The sequence below is a fragment of the Streptomyces sp. NPDC004838 genome (genome assembly GCF_053600955.1).
The window spans coordinates 313,234-332,122 of record NZ_JBSGAW010000002.1; the positions used below are offsets into that span (position 1 = coordinate 313,234).

General features: G+C 71.2%; 15 protein-coding genes. 8 read left to right on the top strand and 7 right to left on the bottom strand.

All coding sequences use genetic code 11. The features are described 5' to 3' along the window. Positions 1-23 precede the first annotated feature (23 nt). Together ACWEFL_RS03730 and ACWEFL_RS03735 are read left to right on the top strand one after the other, a co-directional pair. Positions 24-1,694 carry an HtaA domain-containing protein gene (locus ACWEFL_RS03730; protein WP_451706882.1) on the top strand — a complete coding sequence of 557 codons (1,671 nt, stop codon included), beginning with the start codon at positions 24-26 and terminating at the stop codon, positions 1,692-1,694. Between the two features lie 250 nt (positions 1,695-1,944). Then, a complete protein-coding gene (locus ACWEFL_RS03735) occupies positions 1,945-2,706 on the top strand; it encodes a PhzF family phenazine biosynthesis protein (RefSeq protein WP_451706884.1) in 762 nt (253 codons plus the stop codon). A gap of 113 nt (positions 2,707-2,819) precedes the next feature. On the opposite strand, the gene ACWEFL_RS03740 is transcribed toward ACWEFL_RS03735, so the two are convergent. Beyond that, positions 2,820-3,473 carry a biliverdin-producing heme oxygenase gene (locus ACWEFL_RS03740; RefSeq protein ID WP_451706885.1) on the bottom strand — a complete coding sequence of 218 codons (654 nt, stop codon included), beginning with the start codon at positions 3,471-3,473 and terminating at the stop codon, positions 2,820-2,822. A gap of 313 nt (positions 3,474-3,786) precedes the next feature. After that, positions 3,787-4,647: a type I methionyl aminopeptidase gene (gene map, locus ACWEFL_RS03745; protein WP_451706887.1), complete on the bottom strand. Its 861-nt coding sequence runs from the start codon at positions 4,645-4,647 to the stop codon at positions 3,787-3,789. A gap of 58 nt (positions 4,648-4,705) precedes the next feature. Between map and ACWEFL_RS03750 the strand changes: the two genes are divergently transcribed. Continuing rightward, on the top strand, positions 4,706-4,924 hold the full coding sequence (locus ACWEFL_RS03750; RefSeq protein WP_451706890.1) for a hypothetical protein: 219 nt from the start codon (positions 4,706-4,708) through the stop codon (positions 4,922-4,924). Positions 4,925-5,021: 97 nt separating this feature from the next. On the opposite strand, the gene ACWEFL_RS03755 is transcribed toward ACWEFL_RS03750, so the two are convergent. After that, complete coding sequence (locus tag ACWEFL_RS03755; RefSeq protein ID WP_451706893.1) at positions 5,022-6,302, bottom strand: MFS transporter; 1,281 nt, start codon at positions 6,300-6,302, stop codon at positions 5,022-5,024. 350 nt (positions 6,303-6,652) lie between these two features. Between ACWEFL_RS03755 and npdG the strand changes: the two genes are divergently transcribed. Further along, on the top strand, positions 6,653-7,363 hold the full coding sequence (gene npdG / locus ACWEFL_RS03760) for an NADPH-dependent F420 reductase (RefSeq protein ID WP_451706896.1): 711 nt from the start codon (positions 6,653-6,655) through the stop codon (positions 7,361-7,363). A gap of 63 nt (positions 7,364-7,426) precedes the next feature. Further along, positions 7,427-7,609 carry a hypothetical protein gene (locus tag ACWEFL_RS03765; RefSeq protein WP_451706899.1) on the top strand — a complete coding sequence of 61 codons (183 nt, stop codon included), beginning with the start codon at positions 7,427-7,429 and terminating at the stop codon, positions 7,607-7,609. Positions 7,610-7,705: 96 nt separating this feature from the next. Here the strand turns inward: ACWEFL_RS03765 and ACWEFL_RS03770 are convergent, their stop codons facing one another. Further along, positions 7,706-8,515: a site-2 protease family protein gene (locus tag ACWEFL_RS03770; RefSeq protein WP_451706902.1), complete on the bottom strand. Its 810-nt coding sequence runs from the start codon at positions 8,513-8,515 to the stop codon at positions 7,706-7,708. Between the two features lie 447 nt (positions 8,516-8,962). Here ACWEFL_RS03770 and ACWEFL_RS03775 point away from each other — a divergent pair, with 447 nt between their 5' ends. Further along, the gene (locus tag ACWEFL_RS03775) at positions 8,963-12,430 is read left to right on the top strand and encodes an AfsR/SARP family transcriptional regulator (RefSeq protein ID WP_451706904.1); all 3,468 of its coding nucleotides are present in this window, start codon (positions 8,963-8,965) and stop codon (positions 12,428-12,430) included. A gap of 90 nt (positions 12,431-12,520) precedes the next feature. On the opposite strand, the gene ACWEFL_RS03780 is transcribed toward ACWEFL_RS03775, so the two are convergent. The 3 genes from ACWEFL_RS03780 to panB all read right to left on the bottom strand — a co-directional run bounded on the left by ACWEFL_RS03780 (position 12,521) and on the right by panB (position 15,611). Then, entirely contained in the window at positions 12,521-13,441 is a 921-nt protein-coding gene (locus tag ACWEFL_RS03780) for an ABC transporter permease (protein ID WP_451706906.1), read from the bottom strand. Continuing rightward, positions 13,438-14,451 carry an ATP-binding cassette domain-containing protein gene (locus ACWEFL_RS03785; RefSeq protein ID WP_451706909.1) on the bottom strand — a complete coding sequence of 338 codons (1,014 nt, stop codon included), beginning with the start codon at positions 14,449-14,451 and terminating at the stop codon, positions 13,438-13,440. The genes ACWEFL_RS03780 and ACWEFL_RS03785 overlap by 4 nt, the downstream gene beginning before the upstream one ends. Positions 14,452-14,738: 287 nt before the next feature. Continuing rightward, entirely contained in the window at positions 14,739-15,611 is an 873-nt protein-coding gene (gene panB / locus ACWEFL_RS03790; RefSeq protein ID WP_451706912.1) for a 3-methyl-2-oxobutanoate hydroxymethyltransferase, read from the bottom strand. Positions 15,612-16,119: 508 nt separating this feature from the next. On the opposite strand from panB, the gene ACWEFL_RS03795 reads away from it, so the two are divergent. After that, on the top strand, positions 16,120-17,868 hold the full coding sequence (locus tag ACWEFL_RS03795) for an MFS transporter (protein WP_451706915.1): 1,749 nt from the start codon (positions 16,120-16,122) through the stop codon (positions 17,866-17,868). A 102-nt stretch (positions 17,869-17,970) separates the two neighbouring features. After that, complete coding sequence (locus ACWEFL_RS03800) at positions 17,971-18,654, top strand: TetR/AcrR family transcriptional regulator (RefSeq protein WP_451706918.1); 684 nt, start codon at positions 17,971-17,973, stop codon at positions 18,652-18,654. The last annotated feature ends 235 nt before the right edge of the window (positions 18,655-18,889 follow it).

Below are 18,889 nucleotides of genomic sequence, written 5' to 3' on the forward strand. Positions count from 1 at the left end.
AACCACCTTAGGAGCAGACCCTCATGGCAGTACCCAGACGCCCCATATCGATAGCCGCCGCGGCAGCCACCGCGGTCGTGCTCGGGGCCACCGCCCTCGCCCTCCCGGCGTCCGCGTCGACCGCGGCCTCCGACACACTCGGCACAGGCAGCACGTCCGGCACGCCCGGCACAGGGAGCGCGCCCGGCACAGGCGGTGCCTCCCAGGCGGACAAGAGCGCCCCCGCGGCTCCGTACAAGCTGAAGGAGGGCACGCTGGAGTGGGGCTTCAAGGAGTCCTTCCGCGGCTATGTGCTCAAGTCACAGGGGACGGTCGAGGTCTCGGACGGGGCCAAGCAGGCGGCCGGCAACGGTGTGTTCACCTTCGTGGACGGCGTCGGCACGTACGACATGGGCAAGCACGCCGTCACCACCGCCTTCAAGGGCACGGTGCGCTTCCAGGCTCCCCAGCGCTTCACCCTCCAGATCGCCGATGTGAAGCTGGTGACCGAGGGCAAGGGCGGCAGCATCAAGGCCGACGTCACCCTCGACGGCGTGACCATGAACGACGTCGATCTCGCCTCGCTCGACCTGACGGACACCAAGCCCGAGATGGGCCAGGGCGGCGCCATGGCCTTCAAGGGCATTCCGGCGAAGCTCACCGCGGACGGCGCGAAGGCGTTCAACGGCATGTACAAGGCGGGGGACGCGCTGGACGCGGCCACCCTCACGGTGAAGGTCGACGCCGGCCCGCCGCCGAAGCCCGATCCCGAGAAGCCGGACCCCGAGAACCCCGGGAAGCCGGACCCGGAGAACCCCGGGAAGCCCGACCCTGAGAACCCGGAGAAGCCGGAGAAGCCCGATCCGGAGAACCCCAAGCCCGAGAACCCCGGCAAGCCGGACGGCACGGCGGGCACGATCCTCGACGGCAACCTCGACTGGGGCGTCAAGGAGAGCTTCCGCGAGTACGTCACCACCGGCTTCGGCAAGGGCAAGATCGAGGTCTCCGGCGGTACGACCAGCAACGCCGCCGGCTTCCGCTTCCCTAAGGGCAAGGGCGTCTTCGACGCCTCCAAGAAGTCCCTCTCCGCCTCCTTCGACGGGCAGGTCCGCTTCCTCGGTCACCTGACCGACGGTCAGTACGTCCTCGACCTGAAGCTCTCCGACCTCAAGGTCAAGGTGGAGGGCACCAAGGGCACCCTGCTCGCGGATGTCAGCACCAAGGACCGCGAGACCCAGAAGGTCTCCACCTTCAACGACCTCGGCATCGCGTCGCTGGCGGTCCCGGCGAACGCCCTCAAGGCCGAGAAGAAGGTCGTCACGCTGAACGACGTCCCGGCGACCCTCACCGCGGACGGCGTGAAGGCGTTCGGCGGCATGTACCAGGCGGGCATCGCGCTCGACAAGGTCGATGTCGCGGTCTCCCTCGACAAGGACGTCACGCTGCCCGGCGCGAGCAACGGCGGTTCCTCCTCGGGCGGTTCCGGTGGGTCTGCCTCGGGCGGTTCCGGCGGGTCCGGCGGCTCGTCCACCGGCGGTTCGTCCGTCGCGGGCGGCGGCGGCACTGTCGGCGGTGGCGGCTCGGTGGGCGGCTCCCTGGCCGCCACGGGTTCGGACGTGCCGACGGCCGCGCTCCTCGCCGCGTCGGCGGGCATCGCGGCGGCCGGTGCGGGTGTGATCTACGCGGCCCGTCGCCGCAAGGCCACCGAGAGCTGACCCGGACGTCACCCTCACCGTGCGCACGGAGAACACAGAAAACACAGAAAACACAGAAGGCACGAAAGTACCGCGCGCATGGTGAGGACCCGACCGCCCGTCCTCGTTCCAGGACCCTCACACGACAGGCCGCACCGGCGTCGATTCGCCGGTGCGGCCCTGCCGTTGACGCCGTCGCGGCCTGTGTGGCGTTCACGACGCTCCGCGGCCGAACTGCGCGCCGGAGCCCGGCTGGTGCTTCAATGCCGGGGTGACTCAAGCACCCGCACGTTCCGCACAGCCCGCGCTCGATGTGCTGAACGTCTTCTGTGCCGCCGACGGCCGGCACGGCAACGCCCTCGGTGTCGTACGCGACCCCCGCCCCTACCCGGACCAGTCGTCCCGGCAGGCGCTCGCCGCCGAACTCGGCTTCAGCGAGACCGTCTTCGTGGACGACCCCGAGCGGGGGGTCGTCGACATCTACGGCCCCGGAGCGCGGCTCCCGTTCGCCGGGCATCCGCTCGTCGGGGCCGCCTGGCTGCTCGACCTGGAGGAGCTGAACCCTCCCGCGGGGTCCGTGTGGGCCCGTAACGACGGGGAGTTCACCTGGATCACCGCGCGCGCCGAATGGGCGTCGCCCGCGCTTCTGGAGCAGTACGCCTCCCCGGCCGAGGTGGACGCGCTGCCCGGCCCGCCTCCCGGTGAGGGCAGGCTCTACGCCTGGGCGTGGGAGGAGGAGGCGGCCGGCCGCGTACGGGCCAGGGCGTTCCCCCGGCGCGACGACGGCATCGTGGAGGACGAGGCCACGGGTGCGGCGGCGCTGCTGCTCACGGACCGGCTCGGCCGGGCGCTGAACATCACTCAGGGCCGGGGGTCGCAGATTCTGACCGCCCCCGGCCCTGATGGCGAGGTCGAGATCGGCGGGCGGGTACGCCTCGCCTCCCCGGCCCCCGTGGTGACTCCCGTGCCCCCGCCGGCCCAGGTGCCGGCGCGCAGACTGAGCGTCGCCCAGGCTCTGAGGCTCATGAGCTGACGCTCACGCATCGACGTCCGCGGGCCGACGTCCGCGGGCCGGCGTCCGTGAGCCGACGTCCGTGAGCCGACGTCCGTCGGTCGGCGTACAAGGTGCTGTCGCGGCCCGGACCGTCACGCGCTGAGCGGGAACTCCGCGCCCAGCTCGCGGAAGACTGCGCCGTTGAAGTCGAACGCGCGCTTGCACTCGTCGATGATGCGCTGCTTCTCCAGATCGTCCGCGTTCACCGCGTCCAGCAGCTCGCGGTAGCCCCGCTTGAAGGCGGCCGGGTTGGGGATCTGCTCGAAGACGTAGAACCGCACGCCGTCGCCCTTGCGCGCGAAGCCCCAGGTCTTCTCCGCCTTGTCCCGGATGATCTGGCCGCCCGAGAGATCGCCGAGGTAGCGGGTGTAGTGGTGCGCGACGTACCCGGCGGGCCAGGTACGCGCGCACTCCTCGACCCGTGAGGCGTACGCCTCGGTCGCGGCCAGCGGGGTGGCGGCCGTACGCCAGTCGGCGCCCCGCAGATGCGCGAGGTCGCGCTCCAGCTCGGCCGTGCGCATCAGTTCGGGCTGGATGAAGGGCCCGGCGACCGGATCGTCCTCGAGCGACTGCGCGGCGTCCTCCAGCGCCCGGTACACGAACCACAGCTGCTCGGTGTAGCGCGCGTACGCCTCGACGCCGAGCCGTCCGCCGAGCAGATGGCTCATGAAGGGGGAGGTCTCCGCTTCGGTGTGCTGCTCGTGCGACGCGACACGGATGAGGGTGGAGAAGGGCGTGGCGTCCAAGGCGGACCTCCGGGGAACGAAAGGACGGAGAACGGGCGGCGGCAGCCCATGGCTGTTGCCAGCACCGATTCTTTATACTTAGGCTTACCTAAGTCAATACGTTCCCGACGGACTGTCGGTAAAAACCCGCTCTTCGGGTTGCTCGGCGGGTGTTATGGGTGAATTCGTGGCCTCTTGTGGGTAGTCGATGGCCGCTCGGCCCGGCTCGGGGCGGTCATGGCGGCCCTGGCCTCCACGGCGGCCTGGGCTCCGGCGGGCCCACGTCGGCCTGGTCTCCGCGGCAGCCACGGCTGTCACGTGGAGGCCGCGGCGGTCACGGCAGCGTGAGGATCTCCGTTCCGGTCTCCGTCACGACCAGCGTGTGCTCGAACTGCGCGGTCCGCTTCCGGTCCTTCGTCACCACGGTCCAGCCGTCGTCCCACATGTCGTACTCGTGCGTCCCCAGCGTCAGCATCGGCTCGATCGTGAACGTCATCCCCGGCTGGATGACGGTCGTCGCGTGCGGGGCGTCGTAGTGCGGGATGATCAGCCCGGAGTGGAACGAGGAATTGATCCCGTGCCCGGTGAAGTCACGGACCACCCCGTAGCCGAAGCGCTTGGCGTACGACTCGATGACCCGCCCGATCACATTGATCAGGCGGCCCGGCCTGACGGCCTTGATCGCCCGGTCGAGTGACTCCCGAGTCCGCTCCACGAGCAGTCTCGACTCCTCGTCGACGTCGCCGCAGAGGTAGGTGGCGTTGTTGTCGCCGTGGACACCGCCGATGTACGCCGTGACGTCGAGGTTCACGATGTCGCCGTCGCGCAGGACCGTGGAGTCGGGAATGCCGTGGCAGATGACCTCGTTGACCGAGGCGCACAGCGACTTGGGGAACCCCCGGTAGCCGAGGGTCGACGGATAGGCTCCGTGGTCGCACATGAACTCGTGGGCGACCCGGTCCAGTTCGTCCGTGGTCACTCCCGGTGCGATGTGCTTGGCGGCCTCCTCCATCGCCTGCGCGGCGATACGCCCCGCGACACGCATCCGCTCGACGGTCTCGGGGTCCTGCACCTCCGGCCCGGTGTAGGGGGTCGGCGCGGGCTTCCCGACGTACTCGGGACGCCTGATCGACGCGGGGACGGAGCGGATGGGGGACAGCTCCCCTGGAACGAGCAGCGACTGGCCAGAAGACATGCCAGCGAGTCTATCCAGCGCCGGTGGGGCAGCATGGACGAGAGGAAGGGAGCCGACGATGGCCCTGTTCAAGAGGCGCACGGTCGGAAAGCCGGGCGAGTGGTACTACTGCCTCAAGCACCAGAAGGTCGAAGAGGGCCCCGAATGCCCCGCTCAGGACCGCTTCGGCCCCTACGCGAGCCCCGAGGAAGCGGCCCACGCGATGGACACCGCGCGGGAGCGCAATCTGGAGTGGGAGAACGACCCCAAGTGGCACGACAAGGGCCGCGCCGAGTAGCCACAGGGCGGGCGGCACCCCGGCCGCCGAGGGGTGACCCGGGATCCGGGGCACCCCTCGGCGGGGGATCCGGGGCACCCCTCGGCGGCCAGGGGCGTCAGGCCGGGAGCTTCGATTCCCTCTCGGCGCGGCGGCGCAGCGAGTCCTCGTCCGTCGTGGCGTCGTAGCTGATCAGTCTGGGCAGGGCCGCCGAGAGGAGGGCCACCCCGGCGATACAGGCCAGGCCACCGCTCCAGACGGCCGGGCGGGTACCGGTCCAGCCCGCCATCGCGCCCGCGCGCACCTGGCCGAGCTGGGGGCCGACGCTGTACGAGAGGACCTCGATACCGGCCAGCCGGCCCCGCAGTTCCTCGGGGATCGTCTGGTTCCAGATCGTGGAGCGGCCCAGACCGCTCAGCATGTCGCCCGCGCCCGCGAACGCCAGGCAGAACAGCACCAGCCACACATTGCCGAAGAACCCCGCCCCCGCGATCGCGACTCCCCAGCCCGCCGCGCCGAAGACCACCAGGAGACCGTGCCGCCGTACGCGGGAGGTCCAGCCGCTCGTCAGGCTCACGGCCACGGAGCCGATCGAGCCCGCCGCGTACATCAGGCCCAGCGACCAGTCCGCGTTCAGATCGTCCGCGAGGAACGGGAAGATCGCGTTCGGGAAGGCGAACACCATGGCCACCAGGTCGATCGCATACGTACCGAGCAGCACCGGCCGCGACCAGGCGTACCGCGCACCCTCCGCGATGCCCCGCAGCGACGGCTTCTCCGCGTCGTGCGAGGGCGGCGCCGGCGACAGCCGGAGACAGAGGAGCACGGAGACGACGAATCCGATGATGGTGACCCCGTACGCCGGTCCGAACCCCGCGTAGGCCACCGTCAGACCGGCCAGCGCGGGCCCGGCGATCGCACCGAGCTGCCAGCGCAGGGCGTTGAGCGCCGCCGCCGCGGCGAGCTGGTCGTGCGGGACGATCCGCGCGATCAGCGAGTCCAGCGCCGGGCGCTGGAGACCGGCCAGCGCGGAGACGCCCGCCGCGACCACGTACAGCGGCCACAGCATCGGATCCGGCAGCAACGCGTTCACCAGCAGGACGAGGGCCAGGAACCCGAGCCCCGCCTCCGTCCAGAGGATCATCTTGCGGCGGTCCGCGGAGTCGGCGAGCGCGCCCCCGTACAGACCGAAGACGATCAACGGGACCAGCTCCACCGCGCCCATCGCGCCGACCGCGAGCGGGGACCCGGTGAGGTCCTTGATCTGGAGCGGGAGCGCGATCATCGCCATGAAGCTGCCGAAATAGGTGATCAGGCCCTGGACCCAGAGGCGGCGGAAATCGCGGGAGGACCGCCATGGCGAGAGGTCCGGGAGTACCGCGGACAGCTTGGACGTCACAGGGGCCCATGGTCCGTGTGCCCGAGCGGCACGGGCAACTGGTTTTCCGTCGGCCAACTGGTTTTCCGTCGACCTCTCGCCCGTCGCCCCCTCGCCCGTTGCCGATCGCGGGTTGCCCACGACACGTTGCCCACGACACGTTGCCCGGAGTCCGCCGACGGGCGGCCCGTCCGCCGGGGCCGGAGATCGCGCGGCACCCATGAGCCGGCAGAGTCCGCCACCGAGCCGGCACACTCCGCCGCGCGGGATCCACGCGAACGGCGGACCCCACAGACCCACTCGATCGTGAACCTCGTCTCGATCACGCCACAACATGATCCATACACGTTCCCCGCGGCTAGGGTCGGCCCATGACTTCCTCAGACAACACCGCCGCCGCCAAGCCCGCCCCGAAGGATCCCTGGGATCTTCCCGATGTGTCCGGTCTCGTCGTCGGCGTTCTCGGCGGTACGGGCGATCAGGGCCGGGGGCTGGCGTACCGGCTCGCGAGGGCGGGGCAGAAGGTGATCATCGGTTCGCGGGCGGCGGAGCGGGCCCAGGCCGCCGCCGAAGAACTGGGTCTCGGCGTCGAGGGCGCGGAGAACGCGGAGTGCGCGCGCCGCAGCGATGTGGTGATCGTGGCCGTGCCGTGGGACGGGCACGCCAGGACCCTGGAGTCGCTGCGCGAGGACCTGGCGGGCAAGCTCGTCGTCGACTGCGTCAACCCGCTCGGCTTCGACAAGAAGGGCGCGTACGCCCTCAAGCCCGAGGAGGGCAGCGCCGCCGAGCAGGCCGCCGCCCTGCTCCCCGGCTCACGGGTGACCGCGGCCTTCCACCACCTGTCGGCCGTCCTCCTCCAGGACGAGTCCATCGACGAGATCGACACCGATGTGATGGTCCTGGGCGAGTCCCGCGCCGACACCGACATCGTCCAGGCGCTGACCGCCCGTATCCCCGGCATGCGAGGCGTCTTCGCCGGACGCCTGCGCAACGCCCACCAGGTCGAGTCCCTGGTCGCCAACCTGATCTCCGTCAACCGCCGCTACAAAGCACACGCGGGACTGCGCGTCACCGACGTGTGAGGGGCGCGGGTGCATGGGGGACACTGGACGGGACGTACCGACCCCCGACAGGAGCCTCATCCCATGCCCCGCCTCGCTCTCTACTCCCTCGCCGTCTGCGCTCTCGCCGTCATCGCGGCCGTGGTCTCCTTCACCCAGGGCATGTGGATCGGGATCGTCTGGGTGCTGCTCGCGGGGCTCTCGTCGAACATGAGCTGGTACTACATCCGCCGCGGGAAGGCGGAGCGCCGCTCGGCCGCCGGCTGAGCCCCCCGGCGGACGGTCGTCCGCCGACGCTCACCGGCGAAGGCTCACCGGCCGTCCGTCACCGGCCGTCCGTCACCGGTCATCGCTCCGCTCCGCTCATCGTTCGGCGAACGACGCGCACACGTCGTGCTCGCCCTCCCAGAACCGGTAGTACTCGTAACCGCAGCGCGACTCCAGATCGCTGAGGCCGAGCCCCCGCAGCACCGCGTCGACCAGATCGAAGAACGCGCTGTTCACCGCGGGGACGAAGAACAGCAGCGCGAAGACGACCAGCAGCCCGTACGGCGCGATCGGCTCGATCTGACGCCGGATGTTGTACGAGAGCCAGGGCTCGACCACCCCGTAGCCGTCGAGGCCCGGCACCGGCAGCGAGTTCAGGATCGCGGCGCTGACCTGGAGCAGCGCCAGGAACCCGAGGGCGTACCGGAAGATCATCGGTACGCCGTCCAGCGCGCCCAGCCAGAACGGGGCGGTGCAGACGATCGCGAACAGGACGTTCGTCAGGGGACCCGCGGCCGAGATCAGACTGTGCTTCCAGCGGCCCCGGATCCGGCCGCGCTCGATGAAGACCGCGCCACCGGGCAGACCGATACCGCCCATGATCACGAACAGCACGGGCAGCCCGATGCTGAGCAGCGGATGGGCGTACACCAGCGGGTTGAGCGTCAGGTACCCCTTCGTGCCGACCGAGATGTCCCCGCTGTGGAGCGCGGTGCGGGCGTGCGCGTACTCGTGGAGACAGAGCGAGACGATCCACGCCGAGGTGACGAAGAGGAAGACCGCGAGCCCCGGCACCTCCGAGAAGTCCGTCCACACCGCCCATCCGGTGACCGCCATGATCGCGACGATCCCCAGGAAGACGGGGCTGACGCCCCGGCCGCCGTGGCGCGTGGTGGAGGTGGTCATGGGCGCGCTCCTGGGCTCCGGTGATGTGCGAACCGACGGTACCGGGTAGGGGTGACATCGCGTTCAGGGGGTTCCCGCCGGTTCCTTCCGGTTCCCGCCGGTGCGGGCGGCCTCCGGGGGAGGGCCGTGTCCGGGGCTCTCCGTGCCCTCGGCCGGTTGTACGGACCCTGGCCTGCCCGTGACCGCGCCCCTCTCCACCCCCTCCAACCCTCCAGCCCGTGACTGCGCCCCTCTCCAACCCTCCAGCCCGTGACTGCCCCTGCCGCTCCGTGCCCTGCCCCCGCCGTGCTGTGCCCCTGCCCCGGCCGTGCTGTGCCTGGCGCTCCGTGCCCGCCGGGCCCGCCTCTCCACCGCCGTTGTCCTCGGCAGTCGCGTCCGTGCGGCGTATTCGGCCGGTACTTTCCCTTCCGGCTCGGGGTCGCCGGTGGGAGCGGGGACAATGGGCGGGTGCACTATCGCGTACTCGGCACCACTCAGGCTCTCCACGACGACGGCACGCGCGTCGCTCTCGGCGGCGTACGGCTGCGGGCACTGCTCACCGTGCTGGCGCTGCGTGCCGGCCGGACCGTGCCCGTCGGGGTGCTCGTCGCCGAGGTGTGGGGCGCGGACGAACCGCGGCCCACCGACGCGGTGGGCGCGCTCCAGGCGCTCGTCGGACGGTTGCGCCGCGCCCTCGGGCCCGACGCGGTGCTCTCGGCCGACGGCGGATACCGCCTGGGGGCGGACCCGGACGATGTGGACCTGCACCGGTTCGGGCGGCTCGCGGGAGAGGGGGCGCGGGCTCTGGACGAGGGCGATCCGGCCAAGGCCGCCGTCGTCCTCGAAGAAGCGCTCGCTCTGTGGCAGGGCCCCGCCCTCGCCGATCTCCCCGACCGTTCGTCCGAGGCGGTCCGCGTCGAAGCCCGGTGGCTGGAGGCCCGGCGGGCCTTTCTCGCCGCACTGGTGGGCCTCGGCAGAGCGGACGAGGTGCTGCCCGAACTGGCCGCGCTGTGCGACGAGTTCCGTCTGGACGAACCGCTTCAGGCGCTGCGGGTACGGGCGTTGCGCGACGCGGGCCGTTCGGCGGAGGCGCTGGCGGCGTACGAGGAGGTACGGCGCGAACTCTCCACCCGGCTCGGCACCGACCCCGGCCCCGAACTGCGCGCGCTCTACCGGGAGCTGCTGTCCCCGGCGGACCTCGAACCGGCCACCGCCGTGTCCGGTCGCCCCGACGGCCGTACCGCGCCCGACCAGTACCCCTTCCCGGCCCCACCGTCGGCACCCGCCCCGGACGCGCCCCGGACCGAGCGCCCGCCCGAGGGGGCGCAGGACGCCCACCCCGGCGCGTACACGGACCGAAGCCGCCCCGGCGGAGAGGCAAGCGAGGACGGAGACCGGGGCGCGGGCGCCTCCCCCGCGCGGGCGGCCGGCAATCTGCGCGCCCGGCTCACCTCCTTCGTCGGGCGGCGGGAGGACATCGACGCCATCCGCGACGACCTGCGCGGGGCCAGGCTGGTCACCCTGCTCGGGCCCGGAGGGGCGGGGAAGACCCGGCTGTCGCAGGAGGCGGCCGAACGGACCGTGACGGATCACCCCGACGGGGTGTGGCTGGCCGAACTCGCCCCCGTGAACGATCCGGCGAATGTGCCCGAAGCCGTGCTCACCGCGCTCGGCGCGCGGGAGACCATGCTCCGCGCCGCCGGCGCGGAGGAACTGCGGGCCATCGATCAGCCGGACGACGACCCGCTCGCGCGGCTGATCGAGCACTGCGCCCGCCGCCGCATGCTGCTGCTGCTCGACAACTGCGAACACGTGGTCGAGGCCGCCGCCGTTCTCGCCGAGCGGCTGCTGGAGAGCTGCCCGGAGCTGACCGTGCTCGCCACGAGCCGTGAACCGCTCGGCGTGCCGGGTGAGCTGGTGCGGCCGGTCGATCCGCTGCCGGGCCCCGTGGCGCTGGAGCTGTTCGCGGACCGGGGCGCCGCCGCCCGGCCCGGTTTCCGCCCGGACGACGATCCCGAGGCGTGTGCGGAGATCTGCCGCCGGCTCGACGGGCTGCCGCTGGCCATCGAACTCGCCGCCGCCCGGCTCCGTATGCTCACACCGCGTCAGATCGCGGACCGGCTGGACGACCGGTTCCGGCTGCTGACCGGCGGCAGCCGTACCGTACTGCCCCGGCAGCAGACCCTCCGCGCGGTCGTCGACTGGTCCTGGGACCTCCTCGACGAGGTCGAGCGGACCGTCCTGCGGCGGCTCTCGGTCTTCTCCGGCGGCTGTGATCTGACCGCCGTGGAGGCCGTCTGCGGGGACGACGCGTACGACGCCGTCGGCTCGCTCGGCTCGCTCATCGACAAATCCCTGGTCGTCGCCGCCCCCGTCGCCGACGGCGAGATGCGCTACCGGCTCCTGGAGACCGTGGGGGAGTACGCCTGGGAGAGGCTCGACGAGGCCGGTGAGCGCGCCGCCGTGGAGCGCCGCCATCTCGTCCACTACCGGGAACTCGCCCGTACCACCGATCCGTTGCTGCGCGGACAGCGACAGCGCGCCGCGATCGCGCTGATCGAGCTGGAGTACGAGAATCTGCGTTCCGCGCTCCGCCGGGCCACGGTCGCCCGTGACGAGCAGGAGGCGCTCGTCCTCGTCCTCTCGCTCGCCTGGTACTGGCACATGAGGAATCTGCGCACGGAGGCCCGGCACTGGGCCGTCGCCGTCCGCGGGCTGGGCCCGGACCCCTTCGCGCCGCCGGTCACCCCGGCGGTCCCGGTGCCCGAACGGTTCACGGACGCCCCGCCGCCCATGCGCCGGGAGCTGACCGAGGAGGCCAGACGGGCCGTCGAGCTGATCCGGATGTCCTGTGCCCACCACCCGGCCGAGGAGTTGACCACCCCCGAGGGTCTGGCCCGGCTGCGCGCGATCAAGGACGCGTACCAGACGGTCCTGCCGCAGAACTGCCGCTTCCCCGGGATGCTGTGGTCCTTCGCGGTCGTCTTCACCGAGGACCTCGCCGTGCTGCGGACCATGCTCGACGACACCGTGCGGGCCTGCCGGGAGCAGGGTTACGACTGGGAGCTGGCCGCGGCGCTCCAGGCCCGGGCCAATGTCCTCGCCAACCGGACCCTCTGGGCCCGCGAGGCCGTCCGCGACGCCGAGGAGGCGCTCGGCGTCTTCGAACGGCTCGGCGACGACTGGGGCGCGGCGGAGGCGCTGTCGGCGCGCGCCGAGGCCCATGAGAGACAGGGCGACTACGTGTCGGCCGCCGAGGGCTACACGGCAGCCGCCGAGTGCGCCGAACGGATCGGCGCCCAGAGCCAGGTGGCCCTGCTGCGCTCCCGGCTCGGCGGGGTGCTGATGGAACTGGGCCAGGAGGAACGCGGTGAGGCCATCCTCCGTGAGGTGATCGCCGCACAGCGGGGCGCGATCAGCGAGGCCGTGGCCTTCGCGCGGTTCATCCTCGCGTTCTGGCTCGGCCACACCGGCCACCGCGACCAGGCGAGGGACGAGCTGGACACACTCCTCGAAGACTTCCGTTCGAGCAGCATGGCGATCTTCGAGAGCCTGCTGGCCGGCGCCCACGCCTGGCTGGACTTCCTCGACGGCAGATACCGGGAGGCCCTGGACCAGGTGCGGAAGGCACTGCCGATGGCGCGGGGCCCGCTGGGCGCGATGGTCGCACCGCAGCTGGTGTCGATGCATCTGCTGACGGCGGCGGGGGCGCTGGCCGGAGGGTGGCCCGAGCGGGCGGCCGACGCGGCCCGTGTCATCGCGGTCGCCGACGCCAACCTCCCGCTCGGCCACTTCTCCTCCCGCTACGAGAAGGAGAACCGGGCCGCGAGCGAGGCGATCACGCGCGCCGCGCTCGGCGACGCCGCGTACGAGGCCGCGTACGCCGAGGGCGGTCTGACCCTGGAGGAAGCACTCGCTCTCGTCTCGGCGGCCTGAGTACGTGCCGTCCGTCACGTCTTGCTGTGCCGATCAGATCTTGCTGTGCCGATCAGGTCGTGCCGCGGAACTCGGGTCCCGTCGCGGAACTCAGGTCTTGCTGCGGAACTTGGCCACCGCCAGCGGCGCCGTGACCACCGTGATCAGCGCGGCCCAGCCGAGGGTCATCCAGACGGAGTCCCCGAGCGGGCCGCCGTTGATCAGGGCCCGTGCCGCGTCCGCGAGATTGGAGAGCGGGTTGTACTCGGTGAACGTCTCCAGCCAGCCCGGCATCGTCGTCGGCGGGGCGAAGATCGAGGAGCCGAACTGCAGCGGCAGCAGCACGATCATGGCCATTCCCTGCACGGCCTGGGCCGTCTTGAGCGTGAGTCCGAGCAGGATGAAGACCCACATCAGCGACGCCCCGAAGAGGAGGGACAGGCCCACCGCCGCCAGCAGCTCGACCACCGAGGTCTTGATCTCCAGGCCGAGCAGAAAACCCATCCCGAGCAGAACGGTCGTCGCGACCAGCATCCGGCCGACCTCGACGACGATCTTCGCGATGAGGACGGACGAGCGGGCGATCGGCATGGACCGGAAGCGGTCCATCACCCCCTTCTTGAAGTCGTCGTTGACACCCGCGCCGACGCCCATCGCGATGTTCATGCCCATCATCGCCATCAGGCCGGGGACGACATAGTTGACGTAGGCGTCCTGATTGCCCTCGCCCGAGATCGCGCCGCCGAACACGAACACGAACAGCAGGGTGAAGATGACCGGCATCAGCAGGGCGTCGAACATCGACTCCGGGTCCTGCTTGATCTGGAGCAGATTCCGGCGGGCCAGCGCGCCGATGTGCCGCAGATTGGCCCGCAGGCCGATCCGTCCCTCGCCGGTCGGGACCTCCCTGACCGGAGCGGGCGAGGACGAGGGCGCGGTCGCGGTCGCGGGGGCCCGAGCGCCTGAGCCGGTGGCCGCCTCCGCGCCCCTGCCCGTGTCGGTGCTCGTGTCCGTGGTGGTGGTGCTGTTCATGCGGCGACCTCCTCGGGAAGCGTCTCGGACACGGGCGTCTTCTCGCCGGTGATGGCCAGGAACACCTCGTCCAGACTGGGCAGATGGGTGCCGATGTCCGCGATGCCGAAGCCACGCGAGGCCATCAGGCCGATGACGGCGGTCAGCTGGACGTCGGCGAGGATCGGTACGTACAGCCGCCCCTCGTCGGGTACGACCGTCGCGCCGGCGACCCCGTCGAGACCCGACTCGGCGAGCGTCCTGGCCATCGCGGGCAGCTGCGCCGGATCGACGGGCCTGATCTGGAGGGTGCGTCCGCCGACCTTGGCCTTCAGCTCGTCCACCCGGCCGCCGGCGATCACCCTGCCCCGGTCGATGACGGTGAGTTCGTCCGCGAGCTTCTCGGCCTCCTCCATGTACTGCGTGGTGAGGAGCACCGTCACCCCCTCCGCGACCATGCGCTGCACCTCCTCCCAGACCTCGTTGCGGGTCCGGGGGTCGAGTCCCGTCGTCGGCTCGTCGAGATAGAGCACGGAGGGCTGCCCGATCATGGACGCGGCGAGGTCCAGTCGGCGGCGCATACCGCCCGAGTACTGCATCACGGGCCTCTTCGCGGCCTCGGTGAGCGAGAAGCGCTCCAGCATCTCGTCGGCCCGGCGGCGGGCGGCCGGGCGGGACAGATCGAGCAGCCGTCCGATCATGTAGAGGTTCTCCCAGCCGGAGAGCTTCTCGTCGACGGAGGCGTACTGCCCGGTCAGCCCGATGGTGCGGCGCAACTGGCGGGGCTGGCGCAGCACGTCGTAGCCCGCGACGGTGGCGGTGCCCGCGTCGGGGACGACGAGGGTGGAGAGGCAGCGTACGAGGGTGGTCTTCCCGGCGCCGTTGGGGCCGAGTACGCCGAGGACGGTTCCCTCGCGGACATCGAGGTCGACACCGTCCAGGGCCTTGGTCTCGCCGTAGTGCTTGACCAGCCCCCGGACCTCGACGGCGTTGCCCCGGCCGTCCCCCGGATTCTTGTCGATGCGTTTCATGCGATCAACGATGCGGGCCCCCGCCGACAGGACGCCGACAAGCCGCCGACACGCTCGTGAACACGGTGTTCCCGGCCTACAGCACGCTGATGGAGACCGCTGGAGAACCGACAGCCCGCCGACGGGGGAAGATCGGCGGGCTGTCGTCTGTGCCGGGAGTGGTCTGCCGGGGCCGATCGGGTGAGCCGAGGCTGTGCCTCGGCGGATCGGCGGGTCAGTGTCTCGGCGGGTTGGCTGGCTGGCGGATCGGTGCCTCGGCGGGCCGCATGACCGGCGGGCCGGAGGGCTCAGTGGAAGGTGTGCTCCTCCTGCGGGAACGCACCGCCCACGACATCGTCGGCGAACGCCTTGGCCGCGTCGCCGAGCGTCTGACGCAGCTGGGCGTACTGCTTGGTGAAGCGCGGCACCTTGCCGCCGGTGAGGCCCGCCATATCGGTCCAGACGAGAACCTGCGCGTCCGTGCCGGACCCCGCGCCGATGCCGATGGTCGGGATCTGCAGGGAGCGGGTGACCTCGGCGGCCAGCTCGGCCGGGACCATCTCGAGGACGAGGGCGAACGCGCCCGCGTCCTGCGCGGCCTTGGCGTCGCGCAGCAGCCGGTGGGCGGCCTCGTCGCCGCGGCCCTGCACCCGGTAGCCCATGGTGTTCACCGACTGCGGGGTCAGGCCGAGATGGGACATGACGGGGATGCCCGACTGCACGATCAGCTCGGTCTGGGGCAGCGACCGCTCGCCGCCCTCCAGCTTGACCGCGCCGACCCCGGCCTCCTTGACCAGCCGGGTGGCGTTGCGCAGGGCCTGGACCGGCCCCTCCTGGTAGGAGCCGAAGGGGAGGTCGCCGACGACGAGGGCGCGGCTGGTCCCCCGGACGACGGCGGCGGCCAGCAGGGTCATGTGGTCCATGGTGACCGGGACGGTGGTGTCGTAGCCGAGGTGCGTATTCCCCATGGAGTCGCCGACGAGCATCACCGGGATTCCGGCCTCGTCGAAGACGGACGCGATCATCGCGTCGTAGGCGGTGAGCATGGGCCACTTCTCGCCGCGCTCCTTGGCGGCGGCGATGTCGTGGACGGTGATGCGGCGTGTGCCTTTCCCGCCGTACAGCGCCTTGGTGCTGTCTCTGCTGCTGTCGGCGGACTCGTGGGCAGCCTGAAGCGTCATGGCCAACGGCTCCTTTGTCATCTCGAGGCGCCCTGACGGCGTCCCCGGATCTCCCTCATGGTGGCACTTCGTGCCGCATCCTGCTAGGGCCTCTCGTCCGGATCTTGCCGGGCCGGCCTGATCCGAGCGGAAGACCCTGGACCGGGGCTGCCCGGTCCCGTCGCACCACGCCTGCCCTGGCACGGGATGCCCGCCGGTGCTCCGCCGGTCGTCCGCCAGTGGTCCGGCAGTGGTCCGCCAGTGGTCCGGCGGTGGTCCGGCGGTGGGGGATCGCGGTATCCGACGCCGAGCGGTATCGGGGCCGAGCGGTATCCCGGCCGCGCCGTCGGCTCCGCCGGGGATCCCCGCGCGGGCGCGCATGGTTCGGCGCCGCGCGGTTCCGGGGCCGCACTGGTCCATGGCCGCTCCGGTCCAGGGCCGCGAGGAGCGGGCGGATGTGGCCAAGAGCACGTCATGGAGAATTCCTATACGAGACGGTCTCGTATCGAAATAGGGCTACGCTCACGCCATGCCGACCCCGTCATCCCCGCAGGACCCTCCCGCCGTCCCGCCGCCTGCCCTGCCCTCCGAGCGGTCCGGTGTGCCCGAGGCCGTGCACCGCCGCCGCTGGCTCATCCTCGCCGTCCTGATGTTCAGCCTGCTCGTGGTCGTGCTGGACAACTCGATCCTCAACGTGGCGGTGAAGACCATCGCCGCCCCCGCGCCCACCGGCGTCGGAGCCACCCAGAGCGAGCTGGAGTGGGCGATCAACTCCTACACGCTCGTCTTCGCCGGGCTGCTGTTCACCGCGGGCCTGCTCGGCGACCGCATCGGCCGGAAGAAAGTCCTCCTCGCCGGGATCCTGGTCTTCGGCATCGGCTCGGCATTCGCCGCGTTCTCCGGCGATCCGGGTGAACTCATCGCCTGGCGGGCCGTCATGGGCTTCGGCGCCGCCTTTGTGATGCCCGCCACCCTCGCCGTGCTGATGAACATCTTCGAACGCGACGAACAGCCCAAGGCGATCGGCATCTGGGCCGGCAGCGTCGGCCTCGGCATCGCGATCGGGCCCGTCACCGGCGGAGTGCTCCTGGAGCACTTCTGGTGGGGCTCGATCTTCCTCGTCAACGTCCCCGTCGTGGTCGTCGCCGTGATCGCGATGGCCGTCCTGGTCCCCGACTCCAAGGATCCCCGCCCCGGCCGCATCGACCCGATCGGCGTGCTGCTCTCCGTCGTCGGCCTCGTCCTGCTGGTCTACGGGATCATCCGCGGCGGCGAACTCGCCGACTTCACCGCGGCCACCGTCCTGCTGCCGATGCTCGGCGGCCTCGCCGTCCTCGTCCTCTTCGTCCTGCACGAGAAGCGCAGCGACCACCCGGCCATCGACATCTCGTACTTCAGGAAGCCCGCCTTCTCCGCCGCCGTCGTCGCGATGGCCCTGGTCTTCTTCGCGCTGACGGGCGTGACGTTCTTCTCCGCCTTCTACCTCCAGAGCGTGCGCGGCCACAGCGCGCTGGAGTCCGGCCTGCTCGTCCTGCCGCTGGCCATCGCCCAGATGGTGTTCGCACCGCGCGCCCGCCTGGTCGTCGAGCGCTTCGGGAACCGCGCGGTCTGCACGACGGGCATGCTGCTGGTCGCCGCGGGGCTCGGGGCCTTCGCGTTCTTCGACGCCGGCACCCCGCTCTGGGCCATCGAACTCTCCCTCTTCGTACAGGGCTTCGGAATGGCGCACATCATGCCGCCCGTCACCGTCGCGGTGATGCAGTCGATTCCCCGTGAGAAGGCGGGCTCCGGCTCGGCCATCAACAACACCTTCCGCCAGGTCGGCGGCGCCATGGGAGTCGCCGTGCTCGGCTCGGTGCTCTCCGCCCGCTACCGGGGCGAGATCGAGGGACACCTCCACGACCTCCCCGGCGCCACACGCGAAGCGGCCGGAGAGTCCATCGAGGGAACGCTCGCGGTCGCGGAGAAACTCGGACCCTCCGGCCAGGCGCTCATCGGCCACGCCCACGAGGCGTTCCTCGACGCGATGCATCTGACGGCGATCGGCTCGGCCGCGGTCGCGCTGCTCGGCGCACTCCTCGTCGGTCTCTTCCTGCCGGGCCGGCCCGTCGCCGAGCCGGTGCCCGGACCCCGGCACGGAGCGGAACCCGACAGGAAAGCCGACAGAGAAGCCGACAGAGAAGCCGCGTCCAAGTCCGTATCCGCGCCTGAATCCGGACCCGCGACCGGCCCGGCACCGGGACCCGCGACCGCGGAGGAAGAGGTCGCCGGACGGTGACCTGCGGCGCCGATCCGCCCAAGGCCGCACCGGCCGCACCGGATCGGTGAGAATCGGCGGTGAGAACTGTGACGGCGAGAGAGTGAGAGACGGAGAGCGGCCGTGCCCCTCAAGGAGCATCACGACGAACGCGGAAGCGGCGACGGCCACTCCGGAAGTTCATCCCCCGCCGGGACCGGCCCCGTGAAAGCGGGCGCGGTCCGCCGGGGGCGCCCCCGCAGCGAGGCCGCCGAGCGCTCGATCCTCGACGCCGTGGTACACCTCGTCGAGGAGGGCGTCCCCCTCTCCGACCTCTCCATCGAACGCATCGCCCGAACCGCAGGTGTCGGCAAGGCCACCATCTACCGCCGCTGGGAGGGCAAGGAGGCCCTCTTCGTCGACGTCGTGAGATCCGTGGAACCCGTGGGCACGCCCCTGCCCGGCACATCCGTACGCGACGACCTGGTCGCGCTGGTCGAGTTCCTCCGCGAACGAGGGCTCGCCAAACGCTCCTCCGCCCTCCTCCACAGCGTCTTCGCCCAGATGCAGACGTATCCGCAGTTGAAGCTGATGTACCACAGGGTCGCGGTGGAGCCCCGGCGCGCGCAGATGAGGAAGGTGCTGGAGCGCGGTGTCGCGAACGGCGAGATCCGCGGCGACCTCGACCTCGACCTGCTGAACGATCTGTTCGTGGGACCCATGCTCGTACGGACCGTTCTCCAGCCGGAGGCGACTCCCGGCGAGGGCAGCGCCGAACAGATCGTCGATCTGGTGCTCGCCGGAGTACGGCCGCTTCCGCGCGACTGAGGGCCATCCGGGCCATCCGGCCAACCGGTGATCCGACCATCGGAGTGCCGGACACGCCCGAGCGGGCAGCGAGCCCGAAGTGTGCGGGTTCTGTCACAGCGTCCGTACCTGGACCGACATCCGGAACTCCGTACCCCAAGGCTGTCGTCATCGGGACAGAACGGCCGCACCAGGGGCGGCATGAGGAAGTCCCAACATCGCCTAGTGTCGACACCGAGGCTGATGTGTGACGGCG